Genomic DNA, 16518 nt, shown 5'->3' on the forward strand with positions numbered 1-16518 from the left:
CGCGAAGGGATGCAAGCTTTTGTCGCATAAGTTATTTGCCCGACGGTTGACAGCGAAGCGATGTGGGATTAGGTTAGCCGACGAAAATATAAATGATAATCATTATTGCTTCTTTTATCATTTTGAGGAGGATGATATGGACACGTCCCTGGCTGAGGAAGTTCAGCACACCGCGACCACGCTGCAATCAGACAGCTTTTTCTTTATGTCGCCTTACCGCAGTTTTACTACCTCAGGCTGTTTTGCCCGCTTCTCTGAACCCGCCGTCGGCGGCGACGATCCGGCCGGGCACTTCCAGCAAAAATTAGCCCAGGCCTTCCGGAATGCAAAAGCCAGCGGCATCGCCCATCCGGTCATGGTTGGAGCCATCCCTTTCGATACCCGCAAGCCGTCTTCGCTGTTTATTCCCGAACGCTGGCAGACGTTTTCCCGCCCGGCACGTCAGCAGTCCGCACGCTATTTTTCCGGCTCGCAGGCGCTGAAGGTGGAAAAACGCACCGAGATCCCCCCGCAGCCCGTGTTCGAAGAGATGGTCGCTCGCGCCGCGTCGCTCACCGCAACGCCGCGGGTGAACAAGGTGGTGCTGTCGCGCCTGATTGATATCGCGACCGATAAACACATTGATAGCGGTGCGCTGATGGAGCGGCTGATCGCCCAGAACCCGGCGAGCTTTAACTTCCACGTGCCGCTGGAAGACGGCGGGGTGCTGCTGGGGGCAAGCCCGGAACTGCTGCTGCGTAAAGAGGGCGCGCACTTTAGCTCGCTGCCGCTGGCAGGCTCGGCGCGTCGTCAGCCGGATGACGTATTAGATCGCGAAGCGGGCAATAAGCTGCTGGCCTCCGAAAAGGACCGTCACGAGCATGACCTGGTGACCCAGGCGATGAAGGCCATTCTGGCTCCGCGCAGCCACCACCTGAGCATGCCGTCTTCCCCGCAGCTCATCACCACGCCGACCCTGTGGCATCTGGCGACGCCGGTTGAAGGCGAGGCGCGTGAAAATGAAAACGCCCTGACGCTGGCCTGTCTGCTGCACCCGACCCCGGCGCTGAGCGGCTTCCCGCATGAGGCGGCAAAAGAGCTGATTGCCGAGCTGGAGCCGTTTGACCGCGAGCTGTTCGGCGGCATCGTCGGCTGGTGCGACAGCGAAGGTAACGGCGAGTGGGTGGCGACCATCCGCTGCGCGCGTCTTCGTGAAAATACCGTTCGCCTGTTTGCCGGTGCGGGCATTGTGCCTGCCTCTTCGCCGGTGGGTGAGTGGCGCGAAACAGGCGTGAAGCTCTCCACCATGCTCAATGTTTTTGGCCTGCACTAAGGATCGCTCATGACCATTCCCTTTACCCGCTGGCCTGAGGAATTCGCCCGGCGCTACCGCGAAAAAGGCTACTGGCAGGATCTGCCGCTGACCCACATCCTGACGGATCGCGCGGACAGCGATGCCGTGGCGATCATCGACGGCAAGCGGCACATCACCTACCGCGCGTTTAATCAGGCGGTGAATAACCTGGCGTCCGCTCTTCAGGCGCAGGGACTTCACCGCGGTGAGACCGCGCTGGTACAGCTCGGCAACGTGGCCGAGTTCTACATCACCTTCTTCGCGCTGCTGCAAATTGGCATCGCGCCGGTTAACGCGCTCTTTAGCCATCAGCGCAGCGAGCTGAACGCCTACGCGGAGCAGATCAAACCCGCCGTGCTGATTGCCGATCGCGAGCACGCGCTGTTTGCGGGTGACGATTTTCTCAACACCTTTGTGGATGCGCATCGCTCGGTTCGCGTCGTGCTCCTGCGCGGCGATAAGGGTGAACATGCCCTGGAAGCGGCGATTGCGCGTCCGGCTGATAATTTCATCCCGAACCCGACGCCCGCCGACGAAGTGGCATTTTTCCAGCTTTCCGGCGGCAGCACCGGCACGCCGAAGCTGATCCCGCGCACGCATAACGATTACGACTACAGCATTCGCCGCAGCAACGAAATCTGCGGAATCAATGCACACACCCGTTATCTGAACGCGCTCCCAGCGGCGCATAACTACGCCATGAGCTCGCCGGGATCGTTAGGCGTCTTCACCGCGGGCGGCTGCGTGGTGCTGGCGAACGATCCGAGCGCCACGCTCTGCTTCCCGCTGATTGAACGGCATCAGATTAACGTCACCTCGCTGGTTCCTCCGGCTGTGAGCCTCTGGCTACAGGCGATTGCCGACGGCGCAGGAAACGCGCAGCTCAAATCCCTGAAGCTGCTCCAGGTGGGGGGCGCACGCCTCTCCGCCACGCTCGCGGCGCGCATTCCAGCGGAAATCGGCTGCCAGCTTCAGCAGGTGTTCGGCATGGCGGAAGGGCTGGTGAACTACACCGCGCTCGACGACGCGCAGGAACGCATCATCAACACCCAGGGCCGCCCGATGTGCCCGGACGACGAAGTGTGGGTGGCGGACGAATACGGCAACCCGCTGCCGCGCGGGGAGGTCGGGCGTCTGATGACGCGCGGGCCGTATACCTTCCGCGGCTATTTCAACAGCCCGGAACACAACGCCAGCGCCTTTGACGCCGACGGCTTTTACTGCTCTGGCGATCTGATCGCCATCGACGAGCAGGGCTACATCACCGTGCAGGGGCGCGAAAAGGATCAGATCAACCGCGGCGGGGAGAAGATCGCCGCCGAAGAGATTGAAAACCTGCTGCTGCGCCATGAGGCGGTGATCCACGCCGCGCTGGTGAGCATGGAGGACAGCCTGCTGGGCGAAAAAAGCTGCGCGTATCTGGTGGTGAAACAGCCCCTGCGCGCGGTTGAAGTGCGCCGCTTCCTGCGCGAGCAGGGCGTTGCCGAATTCAAGCTGCCGGACCGCGTGGAGAGCGTGGATGCGCTCCCGCTGACGCCGGTCGGCAAAGTCGATAAGAAACAGTTGCGCCTGTGGCTTGCTGAACGCGCCCGGGGCTGAGGAACAGAGAATGGCCATTCCAAAATTAACCGCTTACGCGCTGCCGACCGCCGCAGAGCTGCCGACCAACAAGGTGAACTGGGCGTTTGAGCCTGAACGTGCCGCGCTGTTGATTCATGATATGCAGGAGTATTTCCTGAACTTCTGGGGCGAAAACAGCGCGATGATGCAGCAGGTGGTGGCGAATATCGCCAGACTGCGCGCTTACTGCAAAGCGCACAATATTCCCGTCTACTACACCGCTCAGCCGAAAGAGCAGAGCGACGAAGACCGCGCCCTGCTGAACGACATGTGGGGGCCGGGCCTGACCCGCTCGCCGGAGCAGCAGCGCATTGTCCGCGAACTGACCCCGGACGAAGCGGACACGGTGCTGGTGAAGTGGCGCTACAGCGCGTTTCACCGCTCGCCGCTGGAGCAGATGCTGAAAGAAACCGGCCGCAACCAGCTGCTGATTACCGGCGTTTACGCCCACATCGGCTGTATGACCACTGCCACCGATGCCTTTATGCGCGACATCAAGCCGTTCTTTATCGCCGACGCGCTGGCGGATTTTACCCGCGACGAGCACCTGATGTCGCTGAACTACGTGGCCGGACGCTCGGGCCGCGTGGTGATGACCGACGAGCTGCTGCCGTCCGTTCCGGCGACCAAAGCCGCGCTGCGTGAGCTGATCCTGCCGATGCTGGACGAGTCCGACGAGCCGATGGATGACGAAAACCTGATCGACTACGGTCTGGACTCGGTGCGCATGATGGCGATGGCCGCCCGCTGGCGCAAAGTGCACGGCGATATTGACTTCGTGATGCTGGCCAAAAATCCAACCATCGACGCCTGGTGGGCGCTGCTGTCCCGCGAGGTGAAGTGATGGTGCTGGATTTCACCGGTAAAACCGTCTGGGTGACGGGCGCGGGTAAGGGGATTGGCTACGCGACGGCGCTGGCGTTTGTGGAGGCGGGCGCGCAGGTGACCGGCTTCGATCTGGCGTTTCCGCTGGGTGATTATCCGTTCGCCACTGAAACCCTGGACGTGGCGGATGCCGCGCAGGTGCATGAGGTGTGCGGGCGCGCGCTGGCGTCGCTTGAACGGCTGGACGTGCTGGTCAACGCGGCGGGCATTCTGCGCATGGGGGCGACGGACCAGCTTTCGCAGGAGGACTGGCAGCAGACCTTCGCGGTCAACGTCGGCGGCGCGTTCAACCTGTTCCAGCAGACGATGGGCCAGTTCCGCCGTCAGCAGGGCGGGGCGATAGTCACCGTGGCGTCCGACGCGGCGCACACGCCGCGCATCGGCATGAGCGCCTACGGCGCGTCGAAAGCGGCGCTGAAAAGCCTGGCCCTGACCGTCGGGCTGGAGCTGGCGAGCAGCGGCGTGCGCTGTAACCTGGTGTCGCCGGGCTCAACGGACACCGACATGCAGCGCACCCTGTGGAAAAGCGACGACGCGGAGCAGCAGCGTATTCGCGGCTTCGGCGAGCAGTTCAAGCTCGGCATTCCGCTGGGCAAAATCGCACGTCCGCAGGAGATTGCCAGCACGGTACTGTTCCTTGCTTCCGATGCCGCCAGTCATATTACCCTGCAGGATATCGTGGTGGACGGCGGCTCCACGCTGGGGGCGTAAGATGATCTGGAAACGTCATTTACCGCTCGAGGAGCTGAACGCGACCAGCCTGAATACGCTGGTAGCGCATCTCGGTATCGTCTATACCCGTATCGGCGACGACACGCTGGAAGCTGAGATGCCGGTGGATGCGCGCACCCATCAGCCGTTTGGCCTGCTGCACGGCGGCGCGTCGGCGGCGCTGGCGGAAACCCTGGGGTCGATGGCCGGTTTTCTGATGACACGCGACGGTCAGAACGTGGTGGGGACGGAGCTTAACGCCACGCACCATCGTGCGGTCTCTCACGGCAAAGTGCGCGGGGTATGCCAGCCGCTGCATCTTGGGCGTTCAAGCCAGAGCTGGGAGATTGTGGTATTCGACGAGCAGGGGCGGCGGTGCTGCACCTGTCGGTTGAGTACGATGATGTTGGGCTAAGCCAGGCAGATCAAAGTGATCGGCTTAACACTGTGGTGTAAATCTCTGGTTTGACCACGCATTATTGCGTTTCAAAGTTGTTAAATTTTTCCGGTTGTTCTAGAAACAAAATGTAACATCTCACTGTTTCACAACAACGGACAACAACTATGAACAACTCAGGGAAATACCTTATATGGGCAGGGCTCTCCGTTGTGGGAGCCTTTGCCCTGGGCTATATCGCCCTCAACCGGGGGGAACAGATCAATGCGCTCTGGATCGTCGTCGCCTCCGTCTGCATTTATCTGATCGCGTACCGTTTTTATGGCCGCTATATCGCGAAGAACGTTCTGGCCGTTGACGCTACGCGCATGACGCCTGCCGTCCGCCATAACGACGGGCTGGACTACGTGCCGACCGACAAAAAAGTTCTGTTCGGTCACCATTTTGCGGCGATTGCAGGGGCGGGCCCGCTGGTGGGACCGGTGCTGGCGGCGCAGATGGGCTACCTGCCGGGGATGATCTGGATCCTCGCGGGCGTGGTGCTGGCGGGCGCGGTGCAGGACTTTATGGTGCTGTTCGTCTCGACCCGCCGCGACGGGCGTTCGCTGGGTGAGCTGGTGAAAGAGGAGATGGGGGCAACCGCCGGGGTGATTGCGCTGGTGGCGACCTTTATGATCATGGTGATCATCCTCGCGGTGCTGGCGATGATCGTGGTGAAAGCGCTGACCCACAGCCCGTGGGGGACTTATACCGTTGCCTTTACCATTCCGCTGGCGCTGTTCATGGGGATCTATATCCGCTACCTGCGTCCGGGCCGCATTGGTGAGGTGTCGGTAATTGGCCTGGTATTCCTGGTGTTCGCCATTATCTCCGGCGGCTGGGTGGCGGAAAGCCCGACCTGGGCACCGTTCTTCGACTTTACCGGCGTTCAGCTGACCTGGATGCTGGTGGGCTACGGCTTTGTGGCGGCGGTGCTGCCGGTATGGCTGCTGCTGGCTCCGCGTGACTATATCTCAACGTTCCTGAAAATCGGCACCATCGTCGGGCTGGCGATCGGCATTCTGATTATGCGTCCGACCCTGACCATGCCTGCGTTAACCAAATTCATCGACGGTACCGGCCCGGTCTGGACCGGTAATCTGTTCCCGTTCCTGTTTATCACCATCGCCTGCGGTGCGGTGTCGGGCTTCCACGCGCTGATCGCCTCCGGGACCACGCCGAAGATGCTGGCGAATGAAAATCAGGCCTGCCTGATCGGCTACGGCGGCATGCTGATGGAATCCTTTGTCGCCATCATGGCGCTGGTCTCTGCCTGTATCATTGACCCGGGCGTGTATTTCGCGATGAACAGCCCGATGGCGGTACTGGCACCTGCTGGCACCGTTGACGTGGTGGCGTCAGCCGCGCAGGTGGTGAGCGGCTGGGGCTTTGCGATTACCCCTGATACGTTGACGAGCATCGCCAGTGAAGTTGGCGAGCAGTCGATTATCTCCCGTGCGGGCGGGGCGCCGACGCTGGCGGTCGGCATGGCGTATATTCTTCACGGCGCGCTGGGCGGGCTGATGGACGTGTCGTTCTGGTATCACTTCGCCATCCTGTTTGAAGCGCTGTTTATCCTGACGGCGGTCGATGCGGGAACCCGTGCGGCGCGCTTTATGCTGCAGGACCTGCTGGGGGTGATCTCACCGAACCTAAAGCGTACCGATTCGCTCCCGGCTAACCTGCTGGCGACGGCGCTGTGCGTGCTGGCGTGGGGCTATTTCCTGCACCAGGGCGTGGTCGATCCGCTGGGCGGAATTAACACCCTGTGGCCGCTGTTTGGTATCGCCAACCAGATGCTGGCGGGCATGGCGCTGATGCTCTGCGCGGTGGTGCTGTTCAAGATGAAGCGCCAGCGTTACGCCTGGGTGGCACTGTTGCCAACCGCGTGGCTGCTGATCTGTACCCTGACGGCGGGCTGGCAGAAAGCCTTCAGCCCGGACAACAAGGTGGGCTTCCTGGCGATCGCCAACAAGTTCCAGGCGATGATCGACAGCGGTAAGATCCCGGCGCAGTACACCGAGTCGCAGCTGTCGCAGCTGGTGTTTAACAACCGTCTGGATGCCGGGCTGACCATCTTCTTTATGGTGGTGGTCGTGGTGCTGGCGTTGTATTCTCTCAAGACCGCGCTGGCGGCGTTGAAAAACGATAAGCCAACGGCGAAAGAGACGCCGTACGAGCCGATGCCTGAAAACCTGGAAGAGATTGTGACCCAGGCGAAAGGGGCACATTAACCTGTGTGCCGGGTGGCGGCTTCGCCTTACCCGGCCTGCATTTCTTCTCGGCCCTCTCCCTCCGGGAGAGGGCCGGAAACAAAAGAGAAACTGATTATGTTCGACACCCTTTCCAAAGCAGGTAAGTACCTGGGCCAGGCCGCCAAAATGATGATTGGCGTGCCGGACTACGACAACTACGTCGAGCATATGCGCGTCAATCATCCGGACCAGACGCCCATGACCTACGAAGAATTTTTCCGTGACCGCCAGGATGCCCGCTACGGCGGCAAGGGCGGAGCGAAGTGCTGTTAACCCTCTTTCGGTAAATAGAGGCTGATCTGCTCCTGCTTGCAGCCGTAGATAGCCGCCAGCTTTTCACGGGTGCGCTTTTGCGGACGGGAGTCCAGCGCTTCCAGCTGTGACACGGCGGACTGGGTGATGCCGAGTTTTTCAGCTACCTCCTGCTGGGATAATCCGCGCAGGATACGCCACGCGGCCTGCAGGCTGACGTTCTGCCATGTCATGATGCTGCATACTTCTCCCGGCAATTCCACGTCATCCAGACTATCGTGTTCGACTTCAATATCCTCCAGATCGTCGTCGGTTTCGTCGTCAATTTCTGCCATCTGTAAGAGCATACGAAAATATTCGTGATAGGGAATAACGACGTACTGCGTTTTCCCGTTATCGTCCTTGATTAGCTGTACAGCCATAGTTGGCACTCTCCTCATGCAGGTAAGTCGTTGAAGTTCTGCGCTTGACGGCCAAAACATAACAATGGTCATCGGGATCGTCCCGAAGCGTATAGACGATGCGGTAATCGCCTACGCGAAGCCGGAAATGATTTTCTGTCGTCGATATTTTTTTGATATCGGGCCGGGGAGCCGAGCGGTCATCCAGCTCAGCAAGCTTTACCTCAATGCGACGCTGATACCGCTCGTCAATCTTTGAAAACGCCTTCTTTGCACCATTTGACCAGACAATCTTCATCCGTACCTCCACTGTACGCCCACACAAAGTATAAGGAAATAATAAGGCTATTAGATAAATTCCGAATTTCTAATGAGTTACTGTAGAGCGGAGAAAAAACAGGAGAAAGCGGCAAAACGCGAACCGTCGAGGGCGCTCGGAAACGCCTCTGCCGGGCGACAGAGGCTTGCAGTGAGATTGCGATCAGGCGTTCAAACCGCCGTCCACGTCCAGACCGGTACCGGAGATCTGCCCGGCCGCCGGGCTGGCAAGGAAGGTTACCGCCGCCGCGACGTCTTCCGGCTGACCGTAATGACCCAACGCAATAAGCTGACGCTGAGAGTCAGCCTGTTCCCCGTCTTCCGGGTTCATATCGCTGTTGGTGGGCCCGGGATGTACCAGGTTAACGGTAATGCCGCGCGGCCCTAAATCACGGGCCAGCCCGCGGGTGAGGGAGTTCAGCGCCGATTTGGTCATCGAGTAAACGGCAATGCCCGGCTGCGCCACGCGGTTTGCCAGGCAGCTGCCTATATTGATGATGCGCCCGCCGTCGGACATGTGGACCAGCGCTTCCTGAATGGCGATCACCACGCCGCGGATGTTGACGTTGATAAGGGCGTCAATATCCGCCAGCGTCATGGACTCCAGCGGGCCGCCGCGCGCGATCCCGGCGTTGTTGACCAGAATGTCCAAGCCGCCAAGGGAACGCGCCGCATGGGTAACGGCATCCTGAATCGCCTGCGCGCTGGCGCTGTCGGCCTGCACGGCTTCGCCGTGTCGCCCCAGCGCCTTAATCTCATCGGCGACCGCCTGGGCCTTATCGGCAGATTTTTCATACGTAATAATCACATCCGCACCGGCGCGCGCCAGCGACAGGGCAATCGCACGACCCAACCCGCGGCTGGCACCGGTAACCAGCGCCTTTTTACCTGTTAAATCGATCTGCATGATGACCTCGTTACGAGAGTGGTAAGAATCATCATTAGGTATAGTCGGTCAGGGCAATTAACGGCTGAAGGATTCCACCTTCTCAAACGCGGCGCGCAGAACGTCAGGCGTTAACGTAACAGGTAAATAGTGAATCGACTCCACCGGGCGCAGGGTGTGGGCGATGACCCGATCCAGCTCGTCGCGGTTATTGATGTCGACGTCCAGCTCGCGAAGCGTGGTCGGCAGGTTAAAACGCTGGTACGCCGCGACCAGCTGTGCCAGCACGTCGTCCTGGCCGAGCAGGGCGCTTTGCACCAGAATGCCGTAGGCCACCTTGGTGCCGTGCAGGTATTTTTCCGTCTGCGGCAGCACGGTTAAGCCGTTGTGCACCGCATGCGCCGCCGCCACGCGGGTATAGCGTTCGCCCAGACCACCGACCATCCCGCCGCCGGCGACGATAGCATCCACCACGTCCCGGAACGCCTGCGTCTGTTCGCCGCGCTGCTGGTCGGCCAGCGCCTCTTCGCTGCGCGCCAGCAGCACGTCGCGGATCGCCAGCGCGCCGTTGATGCCCAGCCGCACGGTCAGCGGCAGGTTCTCCGGCTCAGGAGCCAATACCACGGCTTCGTACCACTTCGCCAGCGTATCGCCGATGCCCGCCAGCAGATATTCCGCCGGGGCGTTAAGGACGATCTGCGGCTCCACCAGCACCAGGAAGTTGGCGTCGTCGAAGATCTCAAAATGCAGCGCCTGACCGGCATCGTTGTACCAGACGGAGAGCGGGGTCCACGCCGCACAGGTGGCGGCAATAGTGGGGATGCCCACGAACGGCACCCCTAAGCGGCGCGCCACGGCCTTGACGGTATCCATCACCGCGCCGCCGCCGACGCCAATCACCAGGCTGGCGTCGCTGCCGGATTCATTCACCAGATGGGTGACGTCGCGTTCGCTGCAGTGGCCTTTAAACAGCAGGCGTTTCGCCCCCGGCGCGTTAAAACTCTCGGGCAGGAAAGGGCGCGCGCCTTCGATAGCGCGCTCGCCGTAAATCCACACCGCGCGGGAAAGCTGCTCCGGGGTAAAGAAGTTATCCAGCAGCGCAAGGCTTCCGGGATGAGAGAAGTAGTTCGCCGGGCCAGGCACGACGCGGATATCGGTGTTGCTCATGATGGTGTCCTTTTTGCGGAAGCGCTAACCCGATGTTATGTCTGGACATCCGGATGGCTAATAATATTTCGCTTTAACTTATGCCTTTTCCGTCGTTGTCAGTCAACCGGAGCTGTGAAAAATTCGATAAATCAGAAGAGTAATGAAGGATTTACGCGGATGGTTTCCAGTCGCCTTGAGATGCGCGGTATCAGCCTGGCCTTTTCCGGCTTTCAGGCGCTGTCGCGCGTGAATTTCACCTTAACCGGCGGGTCCGTACACGCGCTGACCGGCGCCAACGGCGCGGGGAAATCGACCCTGATGGCGGTGCTGTGCGGCACGCACGACCACTATGAGGGCGAGATCAGCATTAACAACCAGCCGGTGAGCATCCGTGAACCGCTCGATGCCAAACGGCTGGGGATCCACCTCGTGCAGCAGGAAGTGGACGTAGCGCTGATCCCGGGGTTAAGCATTGCCGAAAACATCATGCTCGACCAGCTGGCGCTGCCGGGGCATCGCTTCAGCTGGCGCGCGATCCGCCAGCAGGCGAGACAGGCGCTGGCGCAGCTCGACGTGACGCTGGACGTTCGCCGTTCCATCGACGGCTGTTCGCTGGCCGAAAAGCAGCAGATTTTGCTGGCACGCGCCTTGTCCCACCACTGCCGTTTTTTGATTCTTGATGAGCCCACCGCGCCGCTGGACGCGCACGAGAGCGAGCGCCTGTTTGCGGTAGTGAGACGTTTAAAGCAGCAGGGCATCGGCGTGGTGTTTATCTCCCACCGCATTCACGAGCTGAAGGCCATCTGCGACACCCTGACGGTGCTGCGCGACGGCAAGCTGATCGAGTCCGGCCCGATGGCCGATCTCAGCGGCGAAGCGATCGTCGAGAAGATGCTCGGACACGTGCTGAGCGATATCTATCCGCCCGCGCGGCCGCCGCACGGCGACGAGACGCTGCTGCGGGTGGAAGGTCTGCACGATGACGCGCTGCTGAAAGATATTTCCCTGCACCTGCGCAAAGGCGAAATCCTCGGGATTGCCGGGCTGGCGGGCGCGGGAAAAACCGAACTCTGCAAGGCGCTTTTTGGCGCCACAAAAAGCCGCGTGGCGCGCGGTGAGCTGAATCTTCAATCCTGGCAGCCGCGCGATCCGGTGGATTCCGTGCTGCGCGGTCTGGCGCTGGTGCCGGAGGAGCGGCGCAAAGAGGGCATTTTTATCGACGAGCCGGTGAGCATGAACCTGGCGGTCACGGCAGATAACAGCTTTTCGCGCTGGAGCCTGTTCGGCCATCGTCAGGCGTGGCGCTGGGCGGAAGAGGTGATTGCCCGCGTCGGCGTGCGTACGCGCGGGCCAGGGCAGGTGCTGCGCCGTCTTTCTGGCGGCAACCAGCAGAAGGTCGCCATCGGCAAATGGCTGCGCAATGACGCCAGCGTGCTGATATTCGACGAGCCGACCAAAGGCGTGGACGTGAAGGCCAAAACCGATCTGTTCCAGCTGATTGACGGCCTGGCGCGTGAGGGCAAAGGGGTGATTTACGCCTCGGGCGAGTTTGCCGAGCTGGTCGGGCTGTGCGACCGCATCTGCGTGCTGTGGGACGGGCGCATCGTGGCGGAAATCGCCGGGGCCGAGGCCCGCGAAGAGACACTACTTTATTATTCAACCGGAGGAACGGCGTCGTGAGCAAGGCCCTTTCAGTGAACGCGGCGGCGTCTGGCCGCCAGCAGATTTTCGATTTTCTCTACAGGTGGGGCATGCTGTTGACCGTCGTCGCGCTGGTGGCCGTCTTTGGCCTGGCGTCGGACAGCTTCCTCGATCCGAACAACATCATCAATATTCTGCGCTCGATTGCCATCGTGACGGTGATTGCCATTGGCGTGTCGATATCGTTGACCATCGGCGGGTTCGATCTGTCGGTCGGATCGACCGCCTCGCTGGCGAACGCGCTGGTGATTTCGCTTTTCGTCTGGCACGGCTTTGGTACCACCGAGTCGATTCTGATCACCCTCGCGCTCTGCACCCTGGTGGGGCTGTTTAACGCTTTTCTGATCGTCATCCTGCGTATTCCGGACATGCTCGCGACGCTTGCCAGCCTGTTCGTCATTCAGGGCGTGGCGATGACCTACAGCTACGGCGGGTCGATTACCGAGAACATGGTGCTGCCGAGCGGCGACATGGCGGAAGGGACCATTCCGGCGGCGTTCAGCCTGCTGGGGCAGGTGCCGACCATCGTGATCGTCATGCTGGTGGTGACCGTTCTGGCGCAGCTGGGCCTCTCGTTGACCACTCACGGGCGCCGGATGTACGCCATCGGCGGCAACCCCGAAGCCGCGCGTCTCTCCGGCATTCGCACCACGCGCTACAAAGTGGCGGCCTACGTGATTGCCTCGCTGCTGGCGGGCCTGGGCGGGATTTTGCTGGCCTCGCGCATCGGTTCGTCGCAGGTGAATGCGGGCGGCGGCTACCTGATGGATGCGGTGGCGGCGGCGTGGATTGGCTTCTCGCTGGCCGGATCCGGCAAGCCGAACGCGCTGGGAACCCTGGTCGGGGCGGTCATTCTCGGCGTGCTGTCGAACGGGCTGGTGATGCTCTCCGTGCCGTATTACGCCATGGACATTATAAAAGGGCTGGTGCTCGCGGTAGCGCTGGCGATTACCTACATACAAAAACGCTGACAACACAACGGGATAAAAAATGAAAAAGATTGCACTCTCTTTGGTGGCATTAGGGTTATTCACTGCTCTGCCTGGCTTCGCGGCTATGCCCGCACCGCTTCCGGCGGCCATTGCGAACCATGACGGCCCGATCCGCATCGCGGTGATCCGTAACCTCGGCTCAGACGACAACACCACGCAGTTTATTGCCGGGGCAATTCAGGAAGGGAAAAAGCTCGGCTTTAAGGTCAGCACCTTTTTAAGCAACGGGGACGACGCCAAATTCCAGGACTTTGTGAACCAGGCGATCAGCCAGAAGTATGACGGGATTATCCTGTCCCAGGGGCGCGATCCTTACTCTACCGCGCTGGTAAAGAAAGCGGTGGATGCCGGCATCAAAGTTTCAGTATTCGATACCGCGGTTAACGGCGAGATCCCGGGCGTGACCGTCACGCAGCAGGACGATGCCTCCCTGACGAACCTCTCCTTCGGCCAGCTGGCGAAAGATTTCAACGGCAAGGCCAATATCGTCAAGCTGTGGGTGGCGGGCTTCCCGCCGATGGAGCGTCGCCAGGCGGCGTATAAAGTGCTGCAAAAGCAGTATCCGGACATCAAAGAGCTGGAGTCTATCGGTGCCGTCTCCTCTGACGTGCAGGGCGATACCGCCAACAAGGTGGGTGCGATCCTGGCGAAATACCCGAAAGGCAAAATCGACGCCATCTGGGGCACGTGGGACGCCTTCAGCCAGGGCGCGTATAAGGCGCTGAAAGAGAACGGCCGCACCGAGATCAAGCTCTACAGCATCGATATCTCCAACCAGGATCTGCAGCTGATGCGCGAGCCGGGCAGTTCGTGGAAGGTGAGCGTGGCGGTGGATCCGAAGCTGATTGGCGCGACCAACGTGCGTCTGGTGGCGAACAAGATTGCCGGGGAAGCGACGCCTGCGACCTACGATTTTAAGGCGGCGGCTATTCCTCAGGCGCTGCTGACCGCCCAGCCGGGCCCGGTGAACGTGGCGTCACTGGGGAAAATCATTCCGGGCTGGGGCCAGACGGAAGATTTTATCGCGCCGTGGTTTGCGACGCTGGAAGCGAAAAATAAATGAGCGTGCTCCCTACGCCTGAATACAGCCGCAATATGCGGCTGATTGGCCATAGCGATCAGGGCGGTCGTCCGGACGGCGTGCAGCTGATGGTCCATCGCGGTTTCGCCTGGATCGGCCATATGGTGTCGCAGGGCTTTTCGATTGTCGACGTGCGCGACCCGAAAAACCCGAAAGCGGCGGGCTACGTGCCCGCGCCGCCCGGCACCTGGAACGTGCACCTGCAGGCGCATGACGACCTGCTGCTGGTAATTAACGCCCGGGATCTGTTTGCCGATGCCCGCTTTGCCGACGAGAAGGTCTATTACACCCGCCAGGTGGGGGAGACCGTCAGCGACGTGCAGGACAAAGGCTGGAGCGCCGGACTTCGCGTGTTTGATATTTCCACGCCCGACAGGCCGCGCGAAATCGGCTTTCTGTCGCTGAGCGGAATCGGAATTCACCGCATCTGGTACGTCGGCGGACGCTGGGCCTACGTTTCAGCGCTGATTGACGGCTTTACCGACTACATCTTCCTGACCATCGATCTGGCCGATCCGCGTAAGCCCGAAGTGGCGGGGCGCTGGTGGCTGCCGGGGATGAACCAGGCCGAAGGGGAGAAGCCGAACTGGCCGGAAGGGAAACGCTACGCGCTGCACCACGCGATTATCGCGGGCGATACCGCCTACGGCAGCTGGCGCGACGGCGGCCTGACGCTGCTGGACGTGAAGGACCGCACCCGGCCGAAGCTGATTAGCCACCGCAACTGGAGCCCGCCGTTTGGCGGCGGGACGCACACCGCGCTGCCGCTGCCGGACCGCGATCTGCTGGTGGTGCTGGACGAAGCGGTGCTGGATAACCAGGAGGACGGCGAAAAGCTGATCTGGCTGTTTGATATCCGCGAGCCGTCGAACCCGGTCAGCATCTCGACCTTCCCGCAGCCGGATGAAACCGACTACGTGGCGAAAGGGGCGCATTTTGGCCCGCATAACCTGCACGAGAACCGGCCGGGGAGCTTTGTCAGCTCGACGCTGATTTTTGCCACGTATCAGAATGCGGGCGTGCGCGCGTATGACATTTCCAATCCGTATCGACCGGTGGAAACGGGCGCGCTGGTGCCCGCCGCACCGGAGAGAATGATGGACACGCGGCCAAATCGTCCGCAGGTGATCCAGTCGTGCGACGTGTTTGTGGATGCGCAGGGGATTATTTACAGCACGGACTATAACGGCGGGCTGTCGGTGATTGAGTATCTGGGGTGAGTGCGGTTTTCTCCCTCTCCCACGGGGAGAGGGAGAAAACCAAATGCACTCAGCTGTACTGACGCACCCGTGCCACCAGATCTTCGGCGCTGTCGATGCGGTCGGCAATGACAATCAGCGCTTTGCCGAGCGTTATCGCGTGGCGCAGGCACTCGTGGCGCATCGCCTCGTCCTGAATGGTGTCGATATCCGCCACGTGGGAAAGCCCGACGCTGCGGCGAATGAGCTCGGTGCCGCAGAAACCGATGGCGTCATGCCAGACCTTTTTCAGGAACGCGGAGGCATAGCCCGGCGCGCCGAGCGCGGCGTCGCGCGTTTTCTCGTTTGCCAGCGCCTGGAAGCGTTCCGCGAAGGTGTTCCACAGCTCCTGGATATCGCTCAGGCGCTGCTCGCGCGCGGCGGCGGCATCGCGAATGCCCAGGTGCCCCGGCAGGCCGCAGAAGTTCAGCAGCAGGTTGCCGATGGCGGTGCCGACGTCAAAGCCAATCGGGCCAAAGTAGCCGAACTCGGCGTCGATGGCCTTCAGGCTGCCGTCGGCCACAAAAATCGAGCCGCTGTGAATATCGCCGTGCAGGAGCGCTTCGGCGTGCGAGAAGAAGCGGTGCTTCAGGGAGGCCACGGCAATTTTAAGCTGAGCGTCGTCGCGAAGGGCCGCGACGTCATTTTCCAGCTCGGCCGGGTAGCTGTTGCGCTCGTGGATCTGGTACGGATCGTTGAAGAACAGATCTTCGGTGATCTCGCACATCTCCGGGTTGATGAATTTCGCCACCTGCGCTTTTTTCGCGTGCGGATGCAGGAAGAAATCGCTGGTGTGGAACAGCGCGTGCGCGAGGTATTCGCCCAGCTGACGGGCCGCCTGCGGGTAGTAGATATTGTTGATCAGCTCGCCGCGCCAGATGCGATGGCTGGAGAGATCTTCCATCACCATCACCGCCAGGTCCGGGTCAAAGTGGTGGATTTTCACGGTGTGCTGCGGGCTGTGCTGGTAGTGCTCGACCAGCGTTTGCGCTTCAAGACGGGCGCGGTCCAGCGTCAGCGGCCAGGACTCGCCGACGCAGCGCACGTAGGGCAGCGCCTGCTTTACGACGATGCGGCTCACGCCCGCACCGTCGAAAATTTTAAATACCAGATTGAGGTTGCCGTCGCCTACTTCCTGCGCCTCTACCAGCGATGAAGGATCGTCAAGTCCGCCAAACTGCCTGGCATACTCCACGGCGTCCTGAGCGGTAAAGGTACGGTATTGCGACATGGCCTGCTCCTCACGAGTTTTCTAATTAA

16 protein-coding genes are annotated in these 16518 nt (G+C 61.0%); 11 read left to right on the forward strand and 5 right to left on the reverse strand.

Features of this window, described 5'->3' with window-relative positions:
* Positions 1 to 136: 136 nt before the first annotated feature.
* From entC to F0320_RS05385, 7 genes are all read left to right on the forward strand, one after another.
* Positions 137 to 1312 carry an isochorismate synthase EntC gene (gene entC, locus F0320_RS05355; protein ID WP_149323811.1) on the forward strand — a complete coding sequence of 392 codons (1176 nt, stop codon included), beginning with the start codon at positions 137 to 139 and terminating at the stop codon, positions 1310 to 1312.
* Positions 1313 to 1321: 9 nt separating this feature from the next.
* Positions 1322 to 2932, forward strand: coding sequence for a (2,3-dihydroxybenzoyl)adenylate synthase EntE (entE, locus tag F0320_RS05360; RefSeq protein WP_126329029.1), 1611 nt, complete (start codon positions 1322 to 1324; stop codon positions 2930 to 2932).
* Positions 2933 to 2942: 10 nt separating this feature from the next.
* Positions 2943 to 3797 carry an isochorismatase gene (locus F0320_RS05365; protein ID WP_126329028.1) on the forward strand — a complete coding sequence of 285 codons (855 nt, stop codon included), beginning with the start codon at positions 2943 to 2945 and terminating at the stop codon, positions 3795 to 3797.
* Positions 3794 to 4549: a 2,3-dihydro-2,3-dihydroxybenzoate dehydrogenase EntA gene (gene entA, locus F0320_RS05370; protein ID WP_126329160.1), complete on the forward strand. Its 756-nt coding sequence runs from the start codon at positions 3794 to 3796 to the stop codon at positions 4547 to 4549. Before F0320_RS05365 ends, entA begins: the two co-directional genes overlap by 4 nt.
* A 1-nt stretch (position 4550) precedes the next feature.
* Entirely contained in the window at positions 4551 to 4964 is a 414-nt protein-coding gene (gene entH, locus F0320_RS05375; RefSeq protein WP_126329027.1) for a proofreading thioesterase EntH, read from the forward strand.
* A gap of 149 nt (positions 4965 to 5113) precedes the next feature.
* On the forward strand, positions 5114 to 7219 hold the full coding sequence (cstA, locus tag F0320_RS05380; RefSeq protein WP_126329026.1) for a pyruvate/proton symporter CstA: 2106 nt from the start codon (positions 5114 to 5116) through the stop codon (positions 7217 to 7219).
* A gap of 96 nt (positions 7220 to 7315) precedes the next feature.
* Positions 7316 to 7513, forward strand: coding sequence for a YbdD/YjiX family protein (locus F0320_RS05385; protein WP_006809671.1), 198 nt, complete (start codon positions 7316 to 7318; stop codon positions 7511 to 7513).
* On the opposite strand, the gene F0320_RS05390 is transcribed toward F0320_RS05385, so the two are convergent.
* From F0320_RS05390 to F0320_RS05405, 4 genes are all read right to left on the reverse strand, one after another.
* Positions 7510 to 7914 (reverse strand): helix-turn-helix domain-containing protein, encoded by a 405-nt coding sequence (locus F0320_RS05390; RefSeq protein ID WP_047650548.1) that lies wholly within the window; start codon positions 7912 to 7914, stop codon positions 7510 to 7512. The two genes, F0320_RS05385 and F0320_RS05390, sit on opposite strands and share 4 nt — an antisense overlap.
* Positions 7886 to 8191 (reverse strand): type II toxin-antitoxin system RelE family toxin, encoded by a 306-nt coding sequence (locus F0320_RS05395; protein WP_126329025.1) that lies wholly within the window; start codon positions 8189 to 8191, stop codon positions 7886 to 7888. Before F0320_RS05395 ends, F0320_RS05390 begins: the two co-directional genes overlap by 29 nt.
* 183 nt (positions 8192 to 8374) lie before the next feature.
* Positions 8375 to 9118, reverse strand: a complete 744-nt coding sequence (locus F0320_RS05400; RefSeq protein ID WP_032638782.1) for an SDR family NAD(P)-dependent oxidoreductase — start codon at positions 9116 to 9118, stop codon at positions 8375 to 8377.
* A gap of 57 nt (positions 9119 to 9175) precedes the next feature.
* Positions 9176 to 10264 carry an oxidoreductase gene (locus F0320_RS05405; RefSeq protein ID WP_126329024.1) on the reverse strand — a complete coding sequence of 363 codons (1089 nt, stop codon included), beginning with the start codon at positions 10262 to 10264 and terminating at the stop codon, positions 9176 to 9178.
* Positions 10265 to 10423: 159 nt separating this feature from the next.
* Here F0320_RS05405 and F0320_RS05410 point away from each other — a divergent pair, with 159 nt between their 5' ends.
* Genes F0320_RS05410 through F0320_RS05425 form a run of 4 tightly spaced genes read left to right on the forward strand, consistent with a single transcriptional unit; the run spans position 10424 to position 15240 of the window.
* Positions 10424 to 11926 (forward strand): sugar ABC transporter ATP-binding protein, encoded by a 1503-nt coding sequence (locus F0320_RS05410; protein WP_126329023.1) that lies wholly within the window; start codon positions 10424 to 10426, stop codon positions 11924 to 11926.
* Positions 11923 to 12918: an ABC transporter permease gene (locus tag F0320_RS05415; RefSeq protein WP_023334863.1), complete on the forward strand. Its 996-nt coding sequence runs from the start codon at positions 11923 to 11925 to the stop codon at positions 12916 to 12918. Before F0320_RS05410 ends, F0320_RS05415 begins: the two co-directional genes overlap by 4 nt.
* A gap of 19 nt (positions 12919 to 12937) precedes the next feature.
* Positions 12938 to 14002 (forward strand): sugar ABC transporter substrate-binding protein, encoded by a 1065-nt coding sequence (locus F0320_RS05420; protein ID WP_126329021.1) that lies wholly within the window; start codon positions 12938 to 12940, stop codon positions 14000 to 14002.
* Positions 13999 to 15240: an LVIVD repeat-containing protein gene (locus F0320_RS05425; RefSeq protein ID WP_047650554.1), complete on the forward strand. Its 1242-nt coding sequence runs from the start codon at positions 13999 to 14001 to the stop codon at positions 15238 to 15240. The genes F0320_RS05420 and F0320_RS05425 overlap by 4 nt, the downstream gene beginning before the upstream one ends.
* A 49-nt stretch (positions 15241 to 15289) precedes the next feature.
* On the opposite strand, the gene mtnK is transcribed toward F0320_RS05425, so the two are convergent.
* On the reverse strand, positions 15290 to 16489 hold the full coding sequence (mtnK, locus tag F0320_RS05430) for an S-methyl-5-thioribose kinase (protein WP_126329020.1): 1200 nt from the start codon (positions 16487 to 16489) through the stop codon (positions 15290 to 15292).
* Positions 16490 to 16518 lie beyond the last annotated feature (29 nt).

It is taken from the genome of Enterobacter dykesii (assembly GCF_008364625.2).
GTDB lineage: Bacteria > Pseudomonadota > Gammaproteobacteria > Enterobacterales > Enterobacteriaceae > Enterobacter > Enterobacter dykesii.

Coding starts and splice junctions, on each gene's coding strand:
- F0320_RS05365 (WP_126329028.1), top strand. CDS start 2,943: ATGGCCATTCCAAAATTAACCGCTTACGCGCTGCCGACCGCCGCAGAG.
- F0320_RS05390 (WP_047650548.1), bottom strand. CDS start 7,914: ATGGCTGTACAGCTAATCAAGGACGATAACGGGAAAACGCAGTACGTC.
- F0320_RS05405 (WP_126329024.1), bottom strand. CDS start 10,264: ATGAGCAACACCGATATCCGCGTCGTGCCTGGCCCGGCGAACTACTTC.
- entE (WP_126329029.1), top strand. CDS start 1,322: ATGACCATTCCCTTTACCCGCTGGCCTGAGGAATTCGCCCGGCGCTAC.
- entH (WP_126329027.1), top strand. CDS start 4,551: ATGATCTGGAAACGTCATTTACCGCTCGAGGAGCTGAACGCGACCAGC.
- F0320_RS05400 (WP_032638782.1), bottom strand. CDS start 9,118: ATGCAGATCGATTTAACAGGTAAAAAGGCGCTGGTTACCGGTGCCAGC.
- F0320_RS05425 (WP_047650554.1), top strand. CDS start 13,999: ATGAGCGTGCTCCCTACGCCTGAATACAGCCGCAATATGCGGCTGATT.
- entC (WP_149323811.1), top strand. CDS start 137: ATGGACACGTCCCTGGCTGAGGAAGTTCAGCACACCGCGACCACGCTG.
- F0320_RS05420 (WP_126329021.1), top strand. CDS start 12,938: ATGAAAAAGATTGCACTCTCTTTGGTGGCATTAGGGTTATTCACTGCT.
- mtnK (WP_126329020.1), bottom strand. CDS start 16,489: ATGTCGCAATACCGTACCTTTACCGCTCAGGACGCCGTGGAGTATGCC.
- F0320_RS05385 (WP_006809671.1), top strand. CDS start 7,316: ATGTTCGACACCCTTTCCAAAGCAGGTAAGTACCTGGGCCAGGCCGCC.
- cstA (WP_126329026.1), top strand. CDS start 5,114: ATGAACAACTCAGGGAAATACCTTATATGGGCAGGGCTCTCCGTTGTG.
- F0320_RS05410 (WP_126329023.1), top strand. CDS start 10,424: ATGGTTTCCAGTCGCCTTGAGATGCGCGGTATCAGCCTGGCCTTTTCC.
- F0320_RS05395 (WP_126329025.1), bottom strand. CDS start 8,191: ATGAAGATTGTCTGGTCAAATGGTGCAAAGAAGGCGTTTTCAAAGATT.